Origin of the sequence: Streptomyces sp. NPDC047117, assembly GCF_040643545.1 — a bacterium.
Classification (GTDB): Bacteria; Actinomycetota; Actinomycetes; order Streptomycetales; family Streptomycetaceae; genus Streptomyces.
Window position 1 is genome coordinate 444,648 of sequence record NZ_JBEYUN010000005.1, and the last position, 21,520, is coordinate 466,167.

The 21,520-nt window shown below is 70.9% G+C and carries 15 protein-coding genes; 4 read left to right on the top strand and 11 right to left on the bottom strand.

Annotated features, from left to right (window positions below):
• Positions 1–40: 40 nt before the first annotated feature.
• The 11 genes from ABZ840_RS12640 to ABZ840_RS12690 all read right to left on the bottom strand — a co-directional run bounded on the left by ABZ840_RS12640 (position 41) and on the right by ABZ840_RS12690 (position 16,685).
• Complete coding sequence (locus ABZ840_RS12640) at positions 41–1,966, bottom strand: TIGR03960 family B12-binding radical SAM protein (RefSeq protein WP_361557630.1); 1,926 nt, start codon at positions 1,964–1,966, stop codon at positions 41–43.
• A 161-nt stretch (positions 1,967–2,127) separates the two neighbouring features.
• A complete protein-coding gene (locus ABZ840_RS12645) occupies positions 2,128–3,795 on the bottom strand; it encodes a CHAD domain-containing protein (RefSeq protein WP_361557633.1) in 1,668 nt (555 codons plus the stop codon).
• Between the two features lie 111 nt (positions 3,796–3,906).
• Positions 3,907–7,290 carry a pyruvate carboxylase gene (locus ABZ840_RS12650; RefSeq protein WP_361557636.1) on the bottom strand — a complete coding sequence of 1,128 codons (3,384 nt, stop codon included), beginning with the start codon at positions 7,288–7,290 and terminating at the stop codon, positions 3,907–3,909.
• A 242-nt stretch (positions 7,291–7,532) separates the two neighbouring features.
• Entirely contained in the window at positions 7,533–8,729 is a 1,197-nt protein-coding gene (rodA, locus tag ABZ840_RS12655; protein WP_361557639.1) for a rod shape-determining protein RodA, read from the bottom strand.
• A complete protein-coding gene (mrdA, locus tag ABZ840_RS12660) occupies positions 8,726–10,864 on the bottom strand; it encodes a penicillin-binding protein 2 (protein WP_361557641.1) in 2,139 nt (712 codons plus the stop codon). Before mrdA ends, rodA begins: the two co-directional genes overlap by 4 nt.
• A gap of 40 nt (positions 10,865–10,904) precedes the next feature.
• Complete coding sequence (mreD, locus tag ABZ840_RS12665) at positions 10,905–11,606, bottom strand: rod shape-determining protein MreD (RefSeq protein ID WP_361557644.1); 702 nt, start codon at positions 11,604–11,606, stop codon at positions 10,905–10,907.
• A 5-nt stretch (positions 11,607–11,611) separates the two neighbouring features.
• A complete protein-coding gene (mreC, locus tag ABZ840_RS12670) occupies positions 11,612–12,550 on the bottom strand; it encodes a rod shape-determining protein MreC (RefSeq protein ID WP_361557647.1) in 939 nt (312 codons plus the stop codon).
• A 268-nt stretch (positions 12,551–12,818) separates the two neighbouring features.
• Complete coding sequence (locus ABZ840_RS12675; RefSeq protein ID WP_030249658.1) at positions 12,819–13,838, bottom strand: rod shape-determining protein; 1,020 nt, start codon at positions 13,836–13,838, stop codon at positions 12,819–12,821.
• A gap of 293 nt (positions 13,839–14,131) precedes the next feature.
• Complete coding sequence (ndk, locus tag ABZ840_RS12680; protein WP_052866890.1) at positions 14,132–14,545, bottom strand: nucleoside-diphosphate kinase; 414 nt, start codon at positions 14,543–14,545, stop codon at positions 14,132–14,134.
• 195 nt (positions 14,546–14,740) lie between these two features.
• Positions 14,741–15,151, bottom strand: coding sequence for a DUF4233 domain-containing protein (locus ABZ840_RS12685; RefSeq protein ID WP_361557651.1), 411 nt, complete (start codon positions 15,149–15,151; stop codon positions 14,741–14,743).
• Between the two features lies 1 nt (position 15,152).
• Positions 15,153–16,685: a folylpolyglutamate synthase/dihydrofolate synthase family protein gene (locus ABZ840_RS12690; RefSeq protein WP_361557654.1), complete on the bottom strand. Its 1,533-nt coding sequence runs from the start codon at positions 16,683–16,685 to the stop codon at positions 15,153–15,155.
• A 336-nt stretch (positions 16,686–17,021) separates the two neighbouring features.
• On the opposite strand from ABZ840_RS12690, the gene ABZ840_RS12695 reads away from it, so the two are divergent.
• From ABZ840_RS12695 to ABZ840_RS12710, 4 genes are all read left to right on the top strand, one after another.
• A complete protein-coding gene (locus ABZ840_RS12695; RefSeq protein ID WP_361557657.1) occupies positions 17,022–18,008 on the top strand; it encodes an AsnC family transcriptional regulator in 987 nt (328 codons plus the stop codon).
• Positions 18,009–18,243: 235 nt separating this feature from the next.
• Positions 18,244–19,665: an amidase gene (locus ABZ840_RS12700; protein ID WP_361557660.1), complete on the top strand. Its 1,422-nt coding sequence runs from the start codon at positions 18,244–18,246 to the stop codon at positions 19,663–19,665.
• 148 nt (positions 19,666–19,813) lie between these two features.
• The gene (locus tag ABZ840_RS12705; protein WP_361557663.1) at positions 19,814–20,056 is read left to right on the top strand and encodes a hypothetical protein; all 243 of its coding nucleotides are present in this window, start codon (positions 19,814–19,816) and stop codon (positions 20,054–20,056) included.
• Positions 20,053–21,510 carry a sodium:solute symporter family protein gene (locus ABZ840_RS12710; RefSeq protein ID WP_361557666.1) on the top strand — a complete coding sequence of 486 codons (1,458 nt, stop codon included), beginning with the start codon at positions 20,053–20,055 and terminating at the stop codon, positions 21,508–21,510. The genes ABZ840_RS12705 and ABZ840_RS12710 overlap by 4 nt, the downstream gene beginning before the upstream one ends.
• Positions 21,511–21,520 lie beyond the last annotated feature (10 nt).

Genomic DNA, 21,520 nt, shown 5'->3' on the forward strand with positions numbered 1-21,520 from the left:
CCGGTTTACGGTGGCCGGGCCGATGGGGGTGCCGCTCAGGTCACTTCACGACGGACAGCGGGAGCAGCTTCTTGCCCGTGGGGCCGATCTGAATCTCGGTATCGAGTGCAGGACACACCCCGCAGTCGAAGCAAGGGGTCCAGCGGCAGTCCTCTACCTCGGTTTCGTCGAGGGCGTCCTGCCAGTCCTCCCAGAGCCAGTCCTTGTCGAGGCCGGAGTCCAGGTGGTCCCAGGGGAGGACCTCTTCGTAGGTGCGCTCGCGGGTGGTGTACCAGGCGACGTCGACGCCGTAGGCCGGGAGGGTCTTCTCCGCGGCCTGCATCCAGGCGTCGTACGAGAAGTGCTCGCGCCAGCCGTCGAAGCGGCCGCCGTTCTCGTACACGGCCCGGATGACCGCGCCGACGCGGCGGTCGCCGCGGGAGAGCAGGCCCTCGACGATGCCGGGCTTGCCGTCGTGGTAGCGGAAGCCGATGGAGCGGCCGTACTTCTTGTCGCCGCGGATCTTGTCGCGGAGCTTCTCCAGGCGGGCGTCGGTCTCCTCCGCCGAGAGCTGCGGGGCCCACTGGAACGGGGTGTGCGGCTTGGGGACGAAACCGCCGATGGAGACCGTGCAGCGGATGTCGTTCTGGCCGGAGACCTTGCGGCCCTCGGCGATGACGTTGACCGCCATGTCGCCGATCTGCAGCACGTCCTCGTCGGTCTCGGTGGGCAGGCCGCACATGAAGTACAGCTTCACCTGCCGCCAGCCGTTGCCGTACGCCGTGGAGACCGTACGGATCAGGTCCTCCTCCGAGACCATCTTGTTGATGACCTTGCGGATGCGCTCGCTGCCGCCCTCGGGCGCGAACGTCAGACCCGAGCGACGGCCGTTACGGGTCAGCTCGTTGGCCAGGTCGATGTTGAAGGCGTCGACCCGGGTGGAGGGGAGGGACAAGCCGATCTTGTCCTCCTCGTACCGGTCGGCGAGGCCCTTCGCGACGTCGCCGATCTCGGTGTGGTCCGCGGAGGACAGCGACAGCAGGCCGACCTCCTCGAATCCCGTGGCCTTCAGGCCCTTGTCCACCATGTCGCCGATGCCGGTGATGCTTCGCTCCCGTACGGGGCGCGTGATCATGCCGGCCTGGCAGAAACGGCAGCCGCGGGTGCAGCCACGGAAGATCTCGACCGACATCCGTTCGTGGACGGTCTCGGCAAGGGGGACGAGCGGCTGCTTGGGGTAGGGCCACTCGTCGAGGTCCATGACGGTGTGCTTGGACACGCGCCACGGGACACCGGAGCGGTTCGGCACGACGCGGCTGATGCGGCCGTCGGCGAGGTACTCCACGTCGTAGAACTTGGGGACGTAGACGCTGCCGGTCTTCGCGAGGCGGAAGAGCAGCTCGTCACGGCCGCCCGGGCGGTCCTCGGCCTTCCAGGCACGGATGATCTCGGTGATCTCCAGGACGGCCTGCTCGCCGTCGCCGACCACCGCGCAGTCCAGGAAGTCCGCGATCGGCTCGGGGTTGAAGGCGGCGTGGCCGCCCGCGAGGATCAGCGGGTGGTCCTCGGTCCGGTCCTTGGCATACATGGGGATGCCGGCCAGGTCCAGCGCGGTGAGCAGGTTGGTGTAGCCCAGCTCGGTGGAGAAGGAGACGCCGAGCACGTCGAAGGCGCCGACGGGGCGGTGCGCGTCCACCGTGAACTGCGGCACGTCGTGCTTGCGCATCAGCTCTTCGAGGTCCGGCCACACGCTGTACGTGCGCTCCGCGAGCACGCCCTCGCGCTCGTTGAGGACCTCGTAAAGGATCATGACGCCCTGGTTGGGCAGCCCGACCTCGTACGCGTCGGGGTACATCAGCGACCAGCGCACGTCGCACTCGTCCCAGTCCTTGACGGTGGAGTTCAGCTCTCCACCGACGTACTGGATGGGCTTCTGGACATGCGGGAGAAGCGCTTCCAGGCGTGGGAAGACCGTCTCGACAGGCATCGCGGCGTACTCTCTCGGGTCGACACTGTGTGAGCTGGCAAGGGTGACCCTCAAGCCTAACGCGCTCCGGAGGCGGACCTCGACGCGCACCTCACGATCATGGCGGCGCGGGCCCCCGGAGCGCCGGGGGCGGCGGGCCCCCGCGCCCCGCGGGCACGGCCTCACTTCCGGTGCAGTGGCCTGCGGTGTTTCGGGTTCGCGGCCTTGGCCCACAGGGCGGGGAGCTCCCGCTCCCGGTCCGCGGCGCGCGACTCCTCGCGGCCGTACAGAAGACCGAACGTGAAGCTGCTCTCCCCCGCGCCATGGGCCTGGATGCCCAGGTCGCGCAGGGCTCCGCGGGCCACCACGCTGTCCTGGTGATCGCCGAGCAGGTCCTGCACCGCGGTCATCTTCTTGGCGAACTTCTTCGCGGGCTTCCCCAGCTCGGGTTTGGCCGCCTCCGCCGCGTAGCGCGTGCGCTTGGCGGCCTTGCGCGCGGCGTGCAGCGCGGCGTCCCGCTCGGCGCCCTGCGGAGTGGCCAGGGCCGCGCCGATACGGCCCGCGAGCCGCCGGAAGTCCCGCTCGACGACCTTGGGGAGCACCTTGGCGGCGGGGCGGTCGGCCCAGGCCGCCGTGGGCGGGTCGGCGAGCAGGGCGTCCAGGGTGGCGAGCAGCGCCAGGTAGCGCGGGCCGTCCAGTACGGCGATCAGATGCTTGCGGGAGCCTTGGCGGCGCGCGTGGGACCAGATCTTCAGCCGGGCCCGTACGGGGCCGAGCTGCAGCGTCCTGGGCAGGCCGCTGAGCCCTTCGTGGAGGCGCGCGGTCAGCACCTCGCGGTCGCGGTCGATGCCCAGCTCCCCCGCGAGCCACTTCAGCTCGGCGCCGACCGGATCGGTCACGGCCCGGTCCAGCACCTTGGCGTACGAGCGGAAGGCGCTGCGCAGGCGCCGGGTCGCCACGCGCATGCGGTGCACGGAGTCGGGCTGGTCGCGCCGGACGGCGGGGTCCAGCTCGACGATCGCGCGGACCTGCTCGGTGACGTAGGCCAGGACGGCCTCCAGGGCAGTGGGCTGGGCGGGCGGCGCGGCCTTCCCGCCCGTGGCGCCGGACGCCGGCTTCTTCTTGTCCCCGGGCTTGTCCGCAGGCTTCTTCTTCCCGGGCTTGTCCGCGGGCTTGTTCCCGGGCTTGTTCCCGGGCTTGCCCTCGGGCTTGTCCGCGGAGGGCTCCGCCTCGTCCTCGGGGGCCGTCTCGGTCCAGGCGCGGGCCGCCTTGGAGGCCGCGGCGGAGGGGCGGAGGCCGGCACGCCGCAGGCCGGCGTCCACGGCGTCCAGGACCGCCGGGTCGCCGCCGGGCGCCAGTTCGACCTCGATCTCCGTCCACGAGGCCGCCCGGCCGGGGCCCGACGGCCTGGTCGCGCGGACCTCGTCGACGGCGAGCTCGGCGATCTTCGTGCCGCCCTCGTCCATGAGGTGCCGCAGCTCGCGCCGGGTCTCGATCCGCACGACGGGCAGCAGCTCGGCGTCGCGCACCCGGGAGCGCACCAGTCCGCGCAGGGCGCGCGGTATCCCCTCGGCGAGCGGGGCGCGGATCTCGTCGCGTACATGGTCGGCGACGGGGAGCTTCAGGTGCCAGCCCGCGTCGTCGCCGCCGGTGCGGCGGCGCAGGGTGATGCCGTCGCGGGCCAGCCGTCGCTCGGCGGTGTCGTAGTAGGTGGCGTCGAGGTGGACCGCGTCCCGTTCGACAACGGACGCGACCGGGCCCACGCCGGTCAGTTCCGGGAGGCCGGCGGCGAGTGCGCCCCCGCCGTCGGCCTCGTACTTGCGCTCGGTCTCCCGCACGGTGTCCGCCATGGGTAGAACGTAGGGTCCGGTTGTCCCCATGTGTACCCCTCCGCGCAGTCTTGCGGGCCCGGACCGGGGTCCGGGCCCGCAAGGCGGTGCCGTGGTGGCGGCGTGCCGTGGCTACTCCACGACGATGAGCAGGTCGCCGCCCTCGACCTGGGCGATCGGGGAGATGGCGATGCGGCTGACCGTGCCACCGGTGGGCGCGGTGATCGCCGCCTCCATCTTCATGGCCTCGATGCTGCCGACGGTGGCGCCCGCCTCGACCTGCTGGCCCTCCTCGACGGCGAGGGTGACGACGCCGGCGAACGGCGCCGGCAGGTGGCCGGGGTTGTTGCGGTCGGCCTTCTCGGCGGCGGGCACCTCGCTGGCCACGGCGCGGTCGCGGACCTGGATGGGCCGCAGCTGGCCGTTGAGGATGCACATCACGGTGCGCATGCCGCGCTCGTCGGGCTCGGAGATGGCCTCCAGGCCGATGAGCAGCTGGACGCCGGGGGCGAGCCGTACGACGTTCTCCTCGCCGTGGTGCAGCCCGTAGAAGAACAGGTCGCTGGAGAGCGGGGAGGTGTCGCCGTAGCGGTCGCGGTGGGTGGTGAAGTCCTTGGCCGGGCCGGGGAAGAGCAGCTCGTTGAGGACTTCCTGGCGTTCGGCGGAGGTGCCGGAGAGCCGCTTGCTCTCGGTGGCGGACAGCTCGGTGATGCCGGGGGCCTCGACGCGGCCTTCGAGGGCGCGGCTGCGGAGCGGCTCGGGCCAGCCGCCGGCCGGTTCGCCCAGCTCGCCGCGGAGGAAGCCGATGACGGAGCCGGGGATGTCGAAGCGGGCGGGGTCGGTGGCGAACTCGTCCGTCGACACCCCCGCGCCCACCAGTGACAGTGCGAGGTCACCGACGACCTTGGAGCTGGGGGTGACCTTGACCAGGCGGCCGAGGAGCCGGTCGGCGCCCGCGTACGCCTTCTCGATCTCCTCGAAGCGGTCGCCGAGGCCGAGCGCGATGGCCTGCTGACGGAGGTTGGAGAGCTGCCCGCCGGGGATCTCGTGCTCGTACACGCGTCCGGTGGGGGCCGGCAGGCCCGCCTCGAAGGGCGCGTAGACCTTGCGTACGGCCTCCCAGTACGGCTCCAGGGCGCAGACCGCGCCGAGGTCGATGCCGGTGTCCCGGTCGGTGTGCGCGGCGGCGGCCACGATCGCGGACAGCGCGGGCTGGCTGGTGGTGCCGGCCAGCGCGGCGGAGGCGCCGTCCACCGCGTCCGCGCCCGCCTCCCAGCCGGCGAGGTACGTGGCGAGCTGGCCGCCCGGGGTGTCGTGGGTGTGGATGTGGACGGGCAGGTCGAAGTTCTCGCGGAGGGCGGTGACCAGCTTCTTGGCGGCGGGCGCGCGGAGCAGGCCGGCCATGTCCTTGATGGCGAGGACGTGCGCGCCGGCGTCGACGATCTGCTCGGCGAGGCGGAGGTAGTAGTCGAGCGTGTAGAGCTTCTCGCCGGGGTCGGCGAGGTCACCGGTGTAGCTCAGGGCGACCTCGGCGATCGCCGTGCCGGTCTCGCGTACCGCGTCGATGGCCGGGCGCATCTGGTCGACGTTGTTGAGCGCGTCGAAGATCCGGAAGATGTCGATGCCGGTGTCCGCGGCCTCCTGCACGAAGGAGCGGGTGACCTGCTCGGGGTAGGGCGTGTAGCCGACGGTGTTGCGGCCGCGCAGCAGCATCTGCAGACAGATGTTGGGCACCGCCTCGCGCAGCGCCGCCAGCCGCTCCCACGGGTCCTCGTACAGGAAGCGCAGCGCCACGTCGTACGTCGCGCCGCCCCATGCTTCGAGGGACAGCAGTTCGGGGGTGGTGCGGGCGACGTGACCGGCGACCTCCAGCAGGTCCTTCGTACGGACGCGGGTGGCCAGCAGGGACTGGTGGGCGTCGCGGAAGGTGGTGTCGGTGACGCCGAGCGCGGGCCGGGCGCGCAGGTCGGCGGCGAAGCCCTCGGGGCCGAGCCGCAGCAGCCGCTGCCGGGAGCCGTCGGGGATCGGCCCCGAGGTGTCGATCGCGGGCAGCTTCTCGTGCGGCGCGATGCTCAGGGGCCGTTCGCCGTGCGGCTTGTTGACCGTGACGTCGGCGAGGTATTCGAGGATGCGGGTGCCGCGGTCGGCGGAGCCGCGCTGGGTGAGCAGTTCGGGGTGCTGCTCGATGAAGGAGGTGGTGACCCTGCCCTCGCGGAAGGCCGGGGTGTCCAGCACCGCCTGGAGGAACGGGATGTTGGTGGCGACGCCGCGGATGCGGAACTCGGTGACGGCGCGCCGTGCCCGGCCCACCGCGGTCGCGAAGTCCCGGCCCCGGCAGGAGAGCTTGACCAGCATCGAGTCGAAGTGCGCGCCGACCTCGGCGCCCAGGTTGGTGCCGCCGTCCAGGCGGACGCCCGCGCCGCCCGGGGAGCGGTAGGCGGTGATCCGGCCGGTGTCGGGGCGGAAGCCGTTGGCGGGGTCCTCGGTGGTGATGCGGCACTGCAGCGCCGAGCCGCGCAGCACGATCTTGTCCTGGCTGAGCCCGAGGTCGGCCAGCGATTCACCGGCGGCGATGCGCATCTGCGACTGCACGAGGTCGACGTCCGTCACTTCTTCGGTGACGGTGTGCTCGACCTGGATGCGGGGGTTCATCTCGATGAAGACGTGGTTGCCGCGCGCGTCGACGAGGAATTCGACCGTACCGGCGCAGGTGTAGCCGATCTGCTTCGCGAAGGCGACCGCGTCGGCGCAGATGCGTTCGCGCAGCTCGGGGTCGAGGTTCGGGGCCGGGGCCAGCTCGATGACCTTCTGGTGGCGGCGCTGCACACTGCAGTCCCGCTCGTACAGGTGGATCACGTTGCCGTGGGTGTCGGCGAGGATCTGCACCTCGATGTGGCGCGGGTCGACGACGGCCTGCTCCAGGAAGACGGTCGGGTCGCCGAAGGCCGACTCGGCCTCGCGCGCCGCCGCCTCGACGGCCTCGCGCAGCTGGCCGCGCTCGGCGACCCGGCGCATGCCGCGCCCGCCGCCGCCGGCCACGGCCTTCACGAAGACCGGGAACTCCATGGTCTCGGCCGCCGCCATCAGCTCCTCGACGTCCGAGGACGGTGCGGAGGAGGCGAGGACGGGCAGCCCGGCGGCCTTGGCGGCGGCGATGGCGCGCGCCTTGTTGCCGGTCAGCTCCAGTACCTCGGTGGAGGGGCCGACGAAGGTGATGCCCTGCTCCGCGCAGGCGGCGGCCAGGTCGGGGTTCTCGGAGAGGAACCCGTAGCCGGGGTAGACGGCGTCTGCGCCGGCCTGCCGCGCGGCGCGGACGATCTCGTCGACCGAGAGGTAGGCGCGTACCGGATGACCGGCCTCGCCGATCTGATAGGCCTCGTCCGCCTTGAGACGGTGGCCGGAATTGCGATCCTCGTAGGGAAAGACCGCGACGGTCTGCGCGCCCAGTTCATAGGCGGCGCGGAAGGCGCGGATAGCGATTTCGCCACGGTTGGCGACCAGGACCTTCGAGAACATGGGAGCTGACTTCTCCTGACGGGGCGGCATGCGGGCGCCTGCGTGCGGATACGGAACTCTGTCTCGGGATGCGGACTGTCGTCTCGCTGAAGCTGTTCCGCGACAGCATGCCGCCCGGACGGCGTCCCCGCCACGTAAGACCTGTCACAGTCCGTGTCGGCGGGAACTGGGTAGACGCCCCGGAACGTCTGTGGTCCGGCCCCCGTGAGGGGAACCGGACCACGGGCCGTGCTGACGGGAGGTCAGGCGGAGACGGGCCGCTGCACCTTGATCGACTGCAGTAGTCCTATGGCGATCCACACCGCGAACATCGACGTACCGCCGTAGGACACGAAGGGCAGCGGCAGACCGGTGACCGGCATGATCCCCAGCGTCATCCCGATGTTCTCGAAGGCCTGGAAGGCGAACCAGGCGATGACACCGGCCGCGACGATCGTGGAGTACAGCTCGGAGGACTCCCGCGCGATCCGGCAGGCGCGCCAGAGCACCACACCCAGCAGGAAGATGATCAGCCCGGCGCCGAGGAAGCCCAGCTCCTCACCGGCGACCGTGAAGATGAAGTCCGTCTGCTGCTCGGGCACGAACTGGCCGGTGGTCTGGGAGCCCTGGAACAGCCCCGCGCCGAAGAGGCCGCCGGAGCCGATGGCGATCCGGGCCTGATTGGTGTTGTAGCCGACGCCGGCCGGGTCCAGGCTCGGGTTGGCGAAGGCCGCGAACCGCGCGATCTGATAGTCGTCCAGCAGGTGCAGCTGCCAGACGGCCAGACAGCCCACGACGCCCAGCGTGACCAGCCCGATGACCCAGCGGTTGGACGAGCCGGAGGCCAGCAGCACGGCGAGCACGATCGTGCCGAGCACCATGACCGAGCCGAGGTCCGGCATCAGCATGATGACCACGATCGGCAGCAGGGCGATGCCGAGCGCCTGCAGCACGGTGCGGTGCCCCGGATGTTCCCGGTCGCCCGCGTCGACCTTGGCCGCGAGGACCATCGCCATGCCCAGCGTGATGGTGATCTTCGCGAACTCGGCGGGCTGCAGGGAGAGCCCGCCGGGGATGGCCAGCCAGGACCGCGAACCGTTGATGGTCGCGCCGAGCGGGGTCAGCACCAGCGCCGACAGCAGCAGCGAGAGGCCGTACAGGATCGGTACGGCGCCCCGCAGGGTGCGGTGGCCGAGCCACACCGTGCCGGCCGCGAGCGCCACGCCGATACCGGTGTTGAGCAGGTGCTTCAGGACGTACGAGTACTGGTCGCCGTGGTTCAGTTCGATGCGGTTGCGGGTGGCCGAGAAGACCAGCACCGCGCCGATGAGCGAGAGGGCCAGGCAGGAGAAGAGCAGTATCCAGTCCAGCCGCCAGATCACGGAGTCCCGGGCGGTGAGCTTGCTCCAGACACCGCGGTCGGGGGCGTAGCGCCGGATGGCGTAGCTGCTGCTGGTCACTGGACCGCCTCTTCCGGCTTCTTCTCGTTGACGATCGGCTTGGTCAGCTTCCCGGACTCGATGTTGCCGTCCCGGTCGATCCGCGGCAGGTCCGCCTGCGGCCCGGACAGCAGCGCCTTGTCCTTGTGGATGTCGCCCTTGGCGTCCACGCCGTACAGCGCGTCGTAGATCTTGCGCACGGCCGGACCCGAGGCGCCGGAGCCGGTACCACCCTGGGAGATCGTCATGACGATCGTGAAGTCCTTGGTGTACGTGGCGAACCACGACGTCGTCTGCTTGCCGTAGACCTCGGCGGTACCGGTCTTGGCGTGCATCGGGATCTGCTTCTGCGGCCAGTTCTGGAACCGCCAGGCGGCGGTACCGCGGGTGGCCACACCGGCCAGCGCCTTGTCGATCTGCTTCAGCGTCTTCGGCGTGTCCGGCAGCTTCCCGTGCGCCTTCGGCGCGATGTCCCGGACCTTCTTGCCGTCGGCGCTGATGATCGCCTTGCCGATCGTCGGGTCGTGCAGCGTGCCGCCGTTGGCGATGGCCGCGTAGATCGTCGCCATCTGGATCGGCGTCACGAGGGTGTCGCCCTGCCCGATGGAGTAGTTGACCGAGTCACCGGCGCGCATCTTCATGCCTTCGAGACAGCTCTCATAGGCGATGCGCTCGGTGTAGCTGCCGCCCTTCTTGCCGTTCTTGCACCACTGGTCCTTGTTGGCCTTCCAGAAGTCCTTCTTCCACTGGCGGTCCGGCACCCGGCCCTTGACCTCGTTGGGCAGGTCGATGCCGGTCTCCTTGCCGAGACCGAACTGGTGCGCGGTCTTGTAGAACCAGTCGGCGGTGGCCTTCTTGGGCTTGTTGCCGCCGTCCTTGACCCACTGCTTGTACGCCAGGTCGTAGAAGACCGTGTCGCAGGAGACCTCCAGCGCCCGGCCCAGGGTGATCGAGCCGTGGCTCTCGGACTCGAAGTTCTTGAAGACCTGCCCGCCCACGTTGTACGAGCTGGCGCAGTTGTACCGGCCGTTGAACGGGTAGCCGGCGTTGACCGCTGCCGAGGACGAGATGACCTTGAAGATCGAGCCGGGCGCCGCCTGGCCCTGGATCGCGCGGTTCAGCAGCGGATAGTTGGACTTCTTCCCGGTCAGCTTCGCGTAGTCCTTCGCGGAGATGCCGCCGACCCAGGAGTTCGGGTCGTAGTCCGGCTGCGAGGCCATCGAGACGACCCGGCCGGTCTTGTTCTCCATGACGACCACGGCACCGGCGTCCGCCTTGTAGTTCGTACCGGTGTTCCGGTCGTGCTGCTTGCGGGCCTCCACCATCGCCTGGTGGAGCTCCTTCTCCGCGACGGCCTGCACACGGGCGTCTATCGAGGTGACGACGTTGTCCCCGGGCCGCGCCGGATCGCTCTTGGCCTTGCCCATGACACGGCCGAGGTTGTCGACCTGGTACCGGGTGACGCCGGCCTTGCCGCGCAGCGCACTGTCGTACGTACGCTCCAGGCCCGAGCGGCCGACCATGTCCGAGCGCAGGAACGGCGAGTTCGTGTGCTCGGCCTTCTGGATCTCCTCGTCGGTGACCGGCGAGAGGTAGCCGAGCACCTGGGAGGTCTTGCCCTTGGCCGGGGCCGGGTAGCGGCGCACCGCGGTCGGCTCGGCGGAGATGCCGGGGAAGTCCTCGCTGCTCTCACGGATCTTCAGGGCCTGCTGCGTGGTGGCCTCGTCCGTGATCGGGATGGGCTGGAACGGCGAGCCGTTCCAGCACGGCTGCGGCGTCTTGGCGTCGCACAGCCGGACCTTGTTCTTCACGTCCGTGTACGACATGCCCAGCACGTGCGCCAGACGCGTCAGCACGGCCTTGCCCTCGTCGTCCATCTTCATCAGCGCGGTACGGCTGGCGGAGACGACCAGGCGGGTCTCGTTGTCGGCGAGCGGCACACCGCGGGCGTCGAGGATCGAGCCGCGCACGGCGGGGTCGACGACCTGCTGGACGTGGTTGCCGCTGGCCTCGGCGGCGTACTCGTCGCCGTTGCGGATCTGGAGGTACCAGAGCCGGCCGCCGAGCGTGAGCAGCAGCGAGAACACCAGGATCTGGATGGCGACCAGGCGGACGGTGACGCGGGAGGTCCGGCCCGTCTCAGGAATGTTGCTCACTGGCGCCGCCCCCTCGTCCGGGCCTGGAACGGTGTGTGGCTCACAGGCGCTTGACCCCCTTGATGCGTGCCGGCTTCCGGCCGCCGAGCAGACCGCCGCGCTGGCTGCCGATGCGCGGCGTGCGGCCGCCCCGCCCGGAACGGCTCATGCGCAGCCCGCTGCCGGTGGACAGCCAGCCGTACGCGGCCTCGCCCGCCATCGGCCCGGACTGGGTGCCGCCGGAACTCTCGCCCGCCAGCGGTTTCTCCGAGCGGCGGGCCAGCGCCATCACCAGCGGGACACAGAAGGGCGCGAGCACCAGGTCGTACACGGTGGCGGTGAGCAGCAGCATCGGGATGCCGACCGTGTCGCCGGCGTTGTCCCCGGCCAGCGAGCCGACACCGGCGTACAGCAGCGTGGAGCCGATGGCCGCGCACACCACCACGATGAGCGGCATCGAAGCCGAGCGGTGCTGGCTCTTGTCGGGCTTGGTCAGCCCGGCGACGTAACCGATGACGCACAGGACGAGGGCGTACCGGCCGATCGCGTGGTCCGAGGGCGGCGCCAGGTCGGCGAGGAGCCCGGCGCCGAAGCCGATGAACGCCCCGGCGACATGGCCGTAGACCATGGCCAGGCCGAGGACGACCAGCAGGACCAGGTCCGGCACGGCTCCGGGCAGGTGGAGCCGGGCGAGCACACCCACCTGGACGACGAGGGCCACGGCCACGAGGACGGTGGAGAGGAGGATCCGGTTGATGCGCATCGGGCTCAGCTCCTGGGGGCGCCGCTCGAGGAAGGCTTGGGCTTGGCGGTCACGGTGACCGTCGGGGTGGGCTTGGGCTTGGCGGGCTTGGGCGGCAGGACCGTGTCCCGCGGGTTGTCGCGCGGCGGCTGGACCACGACGCCGACCACGTCCAGGCGGGAGAAGCCGGCGAACGGCTTGACCTGGACCGTGCGGGTGAGGTCGCCGTTGGCGCTGCCGACGTGGGTGATGGTGCCGACCGGCACGCCGGGCACGAACGGCTTGCCCTCGCTGGAGCCGAAGGTGACCATCCGGTCGCCCTTCTTCACGTTCGCCTTGCCGTTGAGGAGCTGGACGCGCAGCGGACCGCCGCCCTGGCCGTTGGCGAAGCCGATCTCGTTGGTCTTCTCCATGCGGGTACCGACGGTGAAGTCCGGGTCGATGGCGAGCAGGACCGTGGCGGTGTTGGGGCCGACGGTGGTGACCCGGCCGACCAGCCCGTCGCCGTTCAGCACGGTCATGTCACGGGCGATGCCGTCCTTGGTGCCCGCGTCGACGGTGACGGTCCAGGAGAAGCCCTGCGTGGCTCCTATGGCGATGACCTGGGCGCCCTTGATGGCGTACTGGCCGGCGCCGGCGGTCTTGAGCATCTTGTCCAGCTCCGCTGCGCGCACCCGGTCGCGGTCGGAGGAGCCCAGTTTGGACTTCAGGGCGGCGTTCTGGCGTTCCAGTTCGGCGATGCGGCTGTGCCGGCCGTCGGAGTCGCGTACCGCGTCGACGGCGTTGCCGACCGGGTCCACGACCGAGGCGACACCGGTCTCGACCGGCCCGAAGGCGGAGGCCGCGACCTGCCGGGCACCCTGCAGCGGGGACTGCTCGCCGCCGCGGATGTCCACCGTGATCAGTGCGAACGCGATCGCGACCAGCAGCACCAGCAGGAGCCGGCTCTCTCGTGTGTCCCTCACGTGCGGCGGCCGTGTCCTTCCTCGTAGGACCGGCCGGCTGCGGGCCCGCGCCGGTCTCGCTGGGGATCTGGGTTGTGCCTGTATTGCAGTTGTGCGCGGGACCGCCGCGAGAGGGCGGTACCGAAGGTGTCTGTACTACCGGTACTGCGGAAGAGCGGGAGGCGGGAGCGGGGGAGGTGGGGGGTGTTACGTGAGTGTGAGCTGTCTGTATATCAGCGATCCGCCGTACGGGGCGGCAGGCGGCCGTACGGCGGATCGCCGACCGTGGTCATCTGCGCGGCTGCGAGTCGAGCACCTGCTGCAGTGCCTCGAACTCCTCCACGCACTTGCCGGAACCGAGCGCCACGGAGTCCAGCGGGTCCTCGGCGATGTGGATCGGCATGCCGGTCTCGCGGCGGAGCCGCTCGTCCAGGCCGCGGAGCAGGGCGCCGCCGCCGGTGAGGACGATGCCGCGGTCCATGACATCGCCGGAGAGCTCCGGCGGGCACTTGTCCAGGGTCGTCTTCACCGCGTCGACGATGGAGTTGACCGGCTCCTCGATGGCCTTGCGGACTTCGGCCGCGGAGATCACCACGGTCTTGGGCAGGCCCGAGACCAGGTCACGGCCGCGGATCTCGGTGTGCTCGTCCTGGTCGAGGTCGTACGCCGAACCGATCGTGATCTTGATGGACTCGGCGGTGCGCTCGCCCAGCAGAAGGCTGTACTCCTTCTTGATGTGCTGGATGATCGCGTTGTCCAGCTCGTCGCCGGCCACCCGGATCGACTGCGCCGTGACGATTCCGCCGAGCGAGATCACGGCGACCTCGGTCGTGCCGCCGCCGATGTCCACCACCATGTTGCCGGTGGCCTCGTGGACCGGCAGCCCGGAACCGATGGCCGCGGCCATGGGCTCCTCGATGATGTGCACCTGTCGGGCGCCGGCCTGGGTGGACGCCTCGATGACGGCACGGCGCTCGACACCTGTGATGCCGGACGGCACACAGACGACGACCCGCGGCCGGGCGAGGTACCGGCGCTTGTGGATCTTGAGGATGAAGTAGCGGAGCATCCGCTCGGTGATCTCGAAGTCGGCGATCACGCCGTCCTTGAGCGGGCGGACGGCCACGATGTTGCCAGGGGTGCGGCCGATCATCTTCTTGGCCTCGGCGCCCACGGCGAGGATCCCGCCGGTGTTGGTGTTGATGGCCACGACCGACGGTTCGTTGAGAACGATCCCTCGACCCCTGACGTACACCAGCGTGTTGGCGGTGCCGAGGTCGACAGCCATGTCACGGCCGATGAACGACATGTTGTTCCCCATGAGGATACGTCTGGCCTTCCCAACTGGAGCGAATGCTTACTGGAGGTCGGCAGGAGGTGATGCGCTGACGCGCGGAAGCCTTCATGGTAGTCCGGGAAGGCCCGTCCGCTCGAACGCGGTGCGGGGTTCCTCCGCCATTGTCAGCGGAACACGTACCCGCCCCCCTTAATGGTGACGTCGTGTCGGGGTGATGCGTTCCCCCGTTGGCTGTACATATGCCGAAGGGCGACCGAATTTCTTCGGTCGCCCCAGGTGGCAGCGGGTTTCCCCCTGACGCCCCGTCAGGACAGGCCGGGGAAGAAAATCTTGATCTCGCGCTCCGCGGACTCCTCGGAATCGGACGCGTGAATGAGATTTTCCCGGGTGATTGTCCCGAAGTCGCCCCGAATGGACCCGCTCGGCGCCTTGATCGGGTCGGTAGGACCAGCCAACTGGCGTACGCCCTCAATCACCCGCTCGCCTTCCACGACCAGAGAAACGACCGGACCGGAGGACATGAAGGCCACCAGCGGCTCGTAGAAATCCCGGCCGACGTGCTCGGCGTAGTGCTGCTCCAGCACCGCGCGGTCGAGGGTGCGCAGCTCCAGCGCGCCGATCGTCCAGCCCGCCTTCCGCTCGATGCGGCCCAGGATCTCGCCGACCAGGCCGCGCCGGACGGCGTCCGGCTTGAGAAGGACGAGGGTGCGCTGGCTCATCGGTGGGGCTCCTTGCAGTACAGAGAGTTACGGGTGTGCCGAGGAGGCTACATGGGCCGCCGGACCCGGCCGGGGGCCGGGCCCGGGGCCGGATCCTGCGGAGAGGCCGCGTGCGGCCCCAGGTCCTGAGTGGTGGGCCCGGACTTGAGTCGTGGGCCCGGACTTGAGGCGTGGGCCCGGACTTGAGGCGTGGGCTCAGGCGGGGTCCGGCTCCGCGCCGGCCGCCCGGGTCGTGGTGTCCGCCTGGGTCGTAGTGTCCGCCCGGTCCGCGGTGTCCGCCTGGGCGGCCCAGCGGGCCTTCGCCTCGTCGATCTTGCGACCGAAGTGGACCGAGGCCCACCACAGGGCGGCGAAGACCGCGCCGAGGAAGTACATCGTCGGCACGACCACACCACTGGCGATCAGCGCGATCTGCAGCACCCAGCCGAGCGCCACCCCACCGGGGCGGGAGATCATGCCGCACAGCAACAGCGACACCAGCATCGCGATCCCGCTGACCGTCCAGACCGTCGCCGCGGACAGATCCGAGGTCTGCATCGCGACCAGCGCCGCGAAGCCGATCACGAAGAACTCACCGATCAGGGTGCTCGCACACAGGGTGCGCATGTCAGTTCCTCCCCAGAAGCAGCCGGGCCTCGCCGACCGTGATCACGGAACCGGTGACCAGCACGCCGGCGCCGCTGTACTCGCCCTCTTCCTCGGCCAGCGTGATGGCCGCCTCCAGGGCGTCGTCGAGCCGCGGCTCGACCTGGACCCGCTCGGCGCCGAAGACCTCGACCGCGATGCCGGCCAGCTCGTCCGGGTCCATCGAACGGGGCGTGCTGTTCCGCGTCACCACGATCTCCGCGAAGACCGGCTCGAACGCCTCCAGCAGCCCGCGTACGTCCTTGTCCGCACTCGCGCCGACCACGCCCACAAGACGGCTGAAACCGAACGCCTCGGTCACCGCTTCGGCGGTCACGCGGGCGCCCGCGGGGTTGTGCGCCGCGTCCAGCACCACCGTGGGGCTCCGGCGCACGACCTCCATGCGGCCCGGCGAGGACACCGAGGCGAACGCGGTACGGATGGTGTCGATGTCCAGCGTGCGGGAGTGCTGCGTACCGACCCCGAAGAACGCCTCCACCGCGGCGAGCGCGACGGCCGCGTTGTGCGCCTGGTGCGCGCCGTACAGCGGCAGGAAGATGTCGGTGTACTCGCCGCCCAGACCGCGCAGCGTCAGCATCTGCCCGCCGACCGCGACCTCGCGGTGCAGCACGCCGAACTCCATGCCCTCGCGGGCCACCGTGGCGTCCACCTCGACGGCGTGCTTGAGCATCACCGAGGCCGCCTCCACCGGCTGCTGCGCGAGCACGACCGTGGCGTCCTTCTTGATGATCCCGGACTTCTCGCCCGCGATCGCCTCCGGCGTATCGCCGAGCCGGTCGGTGTGGTCCAGCGAGATCGGCGTCACGACGGCCACATCACCGTCGATCACATTCGTGGCGTCCCACTTGCCGCCCATCCCGACCTCGACGACCGCGATGTCCACCGGCGCGTCCGCGAACGCGGCGTACGCCATGCCGGTCATCACCTCGAAGAAGGACAGCCGGTATTCCTCGCGCTGGTCCACCATCTCCACGTACGGCTTGATGTCCTCGTACGTCTCGATGAACTTCTCGGCGGAGATCGGGGCGCCGTCCAGGCTGATCCGCTCGGTGATCGACTGCACGTGCGGGCTGGTGTAGCGCCCGGTACGCAGGTCGAAGGCGGCCAGCAGCGCCTCGATCATGCGCGCCGTACTGGTCTTGCCGTTCGTCCCGGTGATGTGAATGGAACGATACGAACGCTGCGGCTCCCCGAGGATGTCCATCAGGGCCGCGATGCGCTGCACCGACGGGTCGAGCTTGGTCTCGCCCCACCGGGACGCCAGCTCGGTCTCCACGGCGCGCAGCGCGCGGTCCACCTCGGGGTCCTCGGGGCGCGCGGGGATGTCGCTCGTCGGCGGTCCGGCCTGGGCCCGCAGCGTGCGGCTGCCGGCCTCGATCACCGCGAGGTCGGGGTCCCGGTCGGTCTCGGCTCCGACCATCTCCTCGAAGGCGTCGGAGACCTCGTCCGGGTCCGGGATCGGGTCGGGGTCGTCGTTCTGGGGGCGCTCGCTCACGCCACCAGTCTAGGAGAGCGACCGCATTTACCTCACAGGGCGTACAATCACAATACGTAATTGACTCGGGGCACGATCTTACCCTCAGTAATCGTTGCCGTAAAAGAGGACCCGCGCGGCCCGCCCCTCCCAACCACCCCACTCCCCGACAGCCCCGCACACCGACTGCCCCGCCACCCGAGTCCCGCACCCCGACTGCCCCGCACCGACCGCATCGCCGGCTCGGGCACCGCAGCATCGCGGGCTCAGCTCAGGCACCGCATCGTCGGCTCGGGCGTCACCCATCGCCCCCATCACCCCCATCACCCCCAACACAGTCCTCGTTACTGTGAACGCGTGACCGCTGCCGACACGGGCCAAGGGCCCGACGCCCTGGACCGCCGGATCATCGCCGCGCTGCAGATCGACGGCCGGGCCTCCTGGCGCCGCATCGCCGCCGCGCTGGGCGAGCCCGAGCGCACCGTCGCACGCCGCGGCCTGCACCTGCTGGGCAGCGGGCAGGTGACGGTCACCGGCCTGGTCGCACGCGGCGAGACCGCCATCGTCCGCCTCGGCTGCCCGCCGGGTACGGCCCGGGACGCGGCGCTGGCCATGGCGGGCCGGGCCGACACGATCTTCAGCTACGTGCTGTCCGGACCGCCGGACTGCGTGGCGGAGGTGCAGTGCCCGCCGGGCCGGCTGGCCGCGCTGATGCTGGACGAGGCCCCGCCCGTACCGGGCCTGCTCGCCCAGCACGTCTCCCCCGTACTGCGGTACTTCCGTACGGTCCACGACTGGCACCCCGGCATCCTGGACGAGGCCGAGGTCGCGGCGCTGTCCCGCTTCCCGGCCCGCCCCGAGGAGGCGGGGGCGCCGGCCGAGGAGCTGAGCCCCGAGGAGCGGCGCATCGTGGAGGCGCTGGCCGAGGACGGGCGGCGTACGCACGAGGAGCTGGCGGCGCTCGCGGGGGTGTCCGAGGCGACCGCGCGGCGCCGGGTGGAGGCGCTGACCCGCTCGGGCGCGGTGTCGATCCGGGCCGCGGTGGAGCCGGCCCTGCTGGGGCTGCCGGTCGAGGCGCTGCTGTGGATCCGGACCCGGCCGGACGCGGTGGAGGCCGTGGGCCGGCTGCTGACGGAGTCGCCGCTGGTGCGGTACGCGGCGGTGGTGATGGGTGAGCACCAGCTGCTGGTCGATGTCACCCAGCCGTCGATGACGGCGCTGCACGCCTTCCTCACCGAGGGGCCGTGGGTACGCCACGTCGAGGCGGTCAGCTCGCACCTGGTGGTGGCGGCCATGAAGCGCAGCGCCACGCCCACTCCCTTGATGCGGTCGCTGTCCGCGTAGTCGTGGGACGAGGCGGATCGCGTAGTCGCGGGCGAGGCGGATGAGTCGGATGAGGTGGGCGCGCAACGCGTAGCTCGCGTGGCTTGCCTCCTTGGCCTGGCGGCTGCGGTAGCGACCGTAAGCGTCAGTGCGTTGGGTTTGGCGTCTGGAAACTTCATTGCAGCATGAGTCTTGACCGTTTCCGGCAGGGGACTTCAGGATGAGCCACCATCCACGCCGCTGCTCTAGGACGGTCATGACGGACGAGATCACGTATGCCCCGGCCACCGAACTCGCTGCCCGGATCCGTAAGCGCGAACTGTCGGCCCGGGAGGTCGCGCAGGCCCACCTGGACCGGATCGAGCGCGTCGGCCCGCAGGTCAACGCCGTCGTCACGGTCGACCCCGACGGTGCGCTGGCCGCCGCCCGTGACGCCGACGACCGGATCGCCCGGGGCGAGGAGCCGGGGCCCCTGCACGGGCTGCCCATCGCCTTCAAGGACACGCACCTGACGCGCGGCATGCGGACGACCCACGGGTCGCCGCTCTTCGCCGATCATGTGCCCGACGAGGACGAACTCCTCGTGGAGCGGATACAGGCGGCCGGTGCGATCCGGATCGGCAAGACCAACGTGCCGGAGTTCGCGGCCGGTTCGCACACCTTCAACCCGGTCTTCGGCGCCACCCGGAATCCGTACGACCCGACGCGCACGGCCGGCGGCAGCAGTGGCGGCGCCGCGGCCGCCCTCGCCGCCGGGCTGCACTCCCTCGCCGACGGCTCCGACATGGGCGGCTCGCTGCGCAACCCCGCTTCCTTCTGCAACGTCGTCGGGCTGCGGCCGACGCCGGGCCGGGTGCCGGCGCTGCCCAGGGGCAACCCGTGGGACACCATGGCCGTGGCCGGGCCGTTGGGCCGCAGCGTCGCCGACGTGGCGCTGCTGCTGTCGGTCATGGCGGGCCCCGATCCGCGCTGTCCGCTCACGCTGGAGACGCCGGGCGCCGCCTTCCGCACCCCGCTGGAGCGCGACCTGAGCGGGCTGCGGGTCGCGTGGACGCCCGACCTGGGCGGCCGGGTGCCGGTCGATCCGGAGGTCACGGCGGTGCTGGAGCCGCAGGTCCAGGTCTTCGAGGAGCTGGGCTGCCGCGTCACCGAGGACTGCCCGGACCTGAACGGGGCCGAGGAGGTCTTCCGTACGCTGCGGGCGCAGGAGTTCGCGCTGGGGCTCGGCGAGCTGCTCGACGCGCATCCCGGCGCGCTCAAGCCCAGCCTGGTGTGGAACATCGAGGAGGGGCGGCGGCTCACCGGTGCCGATCTCGCGCGGGCCACCGCCGCGCACGCCCGTATTCACCTCGCCGCCGTGGACTTCTTCTCGCGGTACGACGTGCTGCTCGCGCCGGTCAGCCAGGTCGTGCCGTTCGACATCGACCTGGAGTACCCGACCTCGATCGCCGGGCAGCCGCAGCGGACCTATCTGGACTGGATGCGGTCGGCGTACTTCGTCACGGTGCTCGGCGCGCCCGCGCTGTCCGTGCCGGCCGGGTTCACGCCCGGCGGTCTGCCGGTCGGCCTGCAGGTCGTCGCCGCGCCGCGGGCCGAGTTGACCGTTCTGCGGGCCGGAGCCGCGTACGAGGCCGCGACCGGGCACGGCCTGCGCCGCCCCGTACTCCCCCGCGGCTGAGCCGCTTCCGGCACCGAAAAGGCCCCGGCTCCCCGTACGTCCGCCTCCCCGCGGCCGAGCCGCCCCAAGTTCCCTGAGGCCCCATCTCCTCCACCCCCCTCCCGCACCGCTGTTCCGCTCCTCTCCCCTCCTTCGACGGGACTTCGTCATGAGCCAGCGTCATCTGGCGTTCCTTGCCGTGCCCACGGCCGGGTTCTTCGCCACGCCCTTTCTGCCCTTCGTCAATACGACCCGGTTGTGGCTGGGTCTGCCCGCCGTTCTGGTGTGGAGCGTGGTGTGGACGGTGGGTACGACCGTCGCGCTCGCGTGGTACGAGGCGCGTGCTCCGCACCCCGAGGACGCCCTGGACGCCCAGGACGCCCGGAACGCCCAAGAGGAGGCCGCGGCATGAGCACCACCATGGTGGTCGCCCTGGCCGGCATCCTCGCGATTGCCGCCGTCGGTCTGTCCGGGCGTCGCAATACGGGCCATGACCTCGGTGAATGGGCCGTGGGCGGGCGGCGTTTCGGGGCCGTGACGATGTGGTTCCTGCAGGCCGGCGAGTCGTTCACGACGTTCAGCTTCCTGGGGCTGGCGGGTCTCGCCTTCAGTGACGGGGTGGCGGCGACGTACGCGCTGGGCTATCTGTCGCTGTGTCTGATCGGGCAGTACCTGACGGGGCCCCGGCTGTGGCGGCTGGGCAAGGAGAACGGGTACATCACGCAGGCCGACTTCTTCGCCGACCGGTTCCGCAGCCCGCTGCTGGGGAAGGTCGTCGCGGTGGTGGGCGCGGTCTTCCTGCTGCCGTACCTGCAGTTGCAGATCACCGGGCTGGGTCTGATCGTGCAGCTGGCCACGGGCAGCGAGACGGGGGCCACCGGCTCGATGATCCTGGCGACGGTGCTCACCGTCGGTTTCGTCCTGTGGTCCGGGATTCGCGGCATCGCCCGTACCGCGTACTTCAAGGACGTCCTGATGGTCGTCGCGCTGCTGATCCTGGTGATCGCCGTGCCGCTGGCGCTCGACGGCGGGCTCGGCGGCCTGTTCAGCGCCGTACGGGAGAGCCGTCCGGAGCTGCTCACGCTGCACGGCGGTGGCGCCGACGCGACGTGGTTCACCACCGCCATGCTGATCAGCTCGATCGGTGCGGGGCTGAACACCATGCCGCACCTGTGGTCCGCGATCCTCTCGGCGAGCAGTTCGCGTGCGCTGCGCCGGAACTACATCTGGCTGCCGCTGTACCAGGTCGCCATCGCCGTACCGGTGGTGATCGGCTTCGCCGGTGCGATGACGCTCGCACCCGGTACGGACAGCAAGGCCGCGCTGCTCACCGTGGCCGGGGGCGCGCTTCCGGGGTGGCTGGTCGGTGTGGTGGCGGTGGCCGCCGCGGCGACCGCGATGGTGCCGTCCGCCGCGCTGCTGCTGGGCATCTCGACGCTGATCTCGCGCAACCTGCTGCCGGCGCGCAGCGAGCGGGCCACGATGCGGATCAACCACGGCTGTGTGGTGCTCGCTTCGGGGCTTGCGCTGGTGCTCGGGCTGACCCGGCCGGCGCTGCTGGCCAACCTGCTGTTGCTCACGTACGGCGGGCTGGCGCAGCTGGCGCCGGCGACGGTGGCGGCGTTGGCGCGGCGGGTGCGGTTGCGGGCGGTGCCGGCGTTGCTCGGGATTCTCGCGGGGGTGGGGACGCTGGCCTGGCTGACGTTCGGGGGTGTGGACATCGGGACGGTGGATGCGGGGTTGTTGTCGCTGGTGCCGAACCTGGTGGTGACGGTGGGGGCGCAGCTGCTGAGCGGCGGCCGTGCGGCGACGCTCGCGGGCCGCGCGGATGCGGAACGGGCCCCGGCGAGCGGCGTCACGTCCTGAGCGGCCCGCC

Coding starts and splice junctions, on each gene's coding strand:
- ABZ840_RS12640 (WP_361557630.1), bottom strand. CDS start 1,966: ATGCCTGTCGAGACGGTCTTCCCACGCCTGGAAGCGCTTCTCCCGCAT.
- ABZ840_RS12645 (WP_361557633.1), bottom strand. CDS start 3,795: ATGGCGGACACCGTGCGGGAGACCGAGCGCAAGTACGAGGCCGACGGC.
- ABZ840_RS12650 (WP_361557636.1), bottom strand. CDS start 7,290: ATGTTCTCGAAGGTCCTGGTCGCCAACCGTGGCGAAATCGCTATCCGC.
- mreD (WP_361557644.1), bottom strand. CDS start 11,606: ATGCGCATCAACCGGATCCTCCTCTCCACCGTCCTCGTGGCCGTGGCC.
- ABZ840_RS12675 (WP_030249658.1), bottom strand. CDS start 13,838: ATGTCGTTCATCGGCCGTGACATGGCTGTCGACCTCGGCACCGCCAAC.
- ndk (WP_052866890.1), bottom strand. CDS start 14,545: ATGAGCCAGCGCACCCTCGTCCTTCTCAAGCCGGACGCCGTCCGGCGC.
- ABZ840_RS12685 (WP_361557651.1), bottom strand. CDS start 15,151: ATGCGCACCCTGTGTGCGAGCACCCTGATCGGTGAGTTCTTCGTGATC.
- ABZ840_RS12700 (WP_361557660.1), top strand. CDS start 18,244: ATGACGGACGAGATCACGTATGCCCCGGCCACCGAACTCGCTGCCCGG.
- ABZ840_RS12705 (WP_361557663.1), top strand. CDS start 19,814: ATGAGCCAGCGTCATCTGGCGTTCCTTGCCGTGCCCACGGCCGGGTTC.
- ABZ840_RS12710 (WP_361557666.1), top strand. CDS start 20,053: ATGAGCACCACCATGGTGGTCGCCCTGGCCGGCATCCTCGCGATTGCC.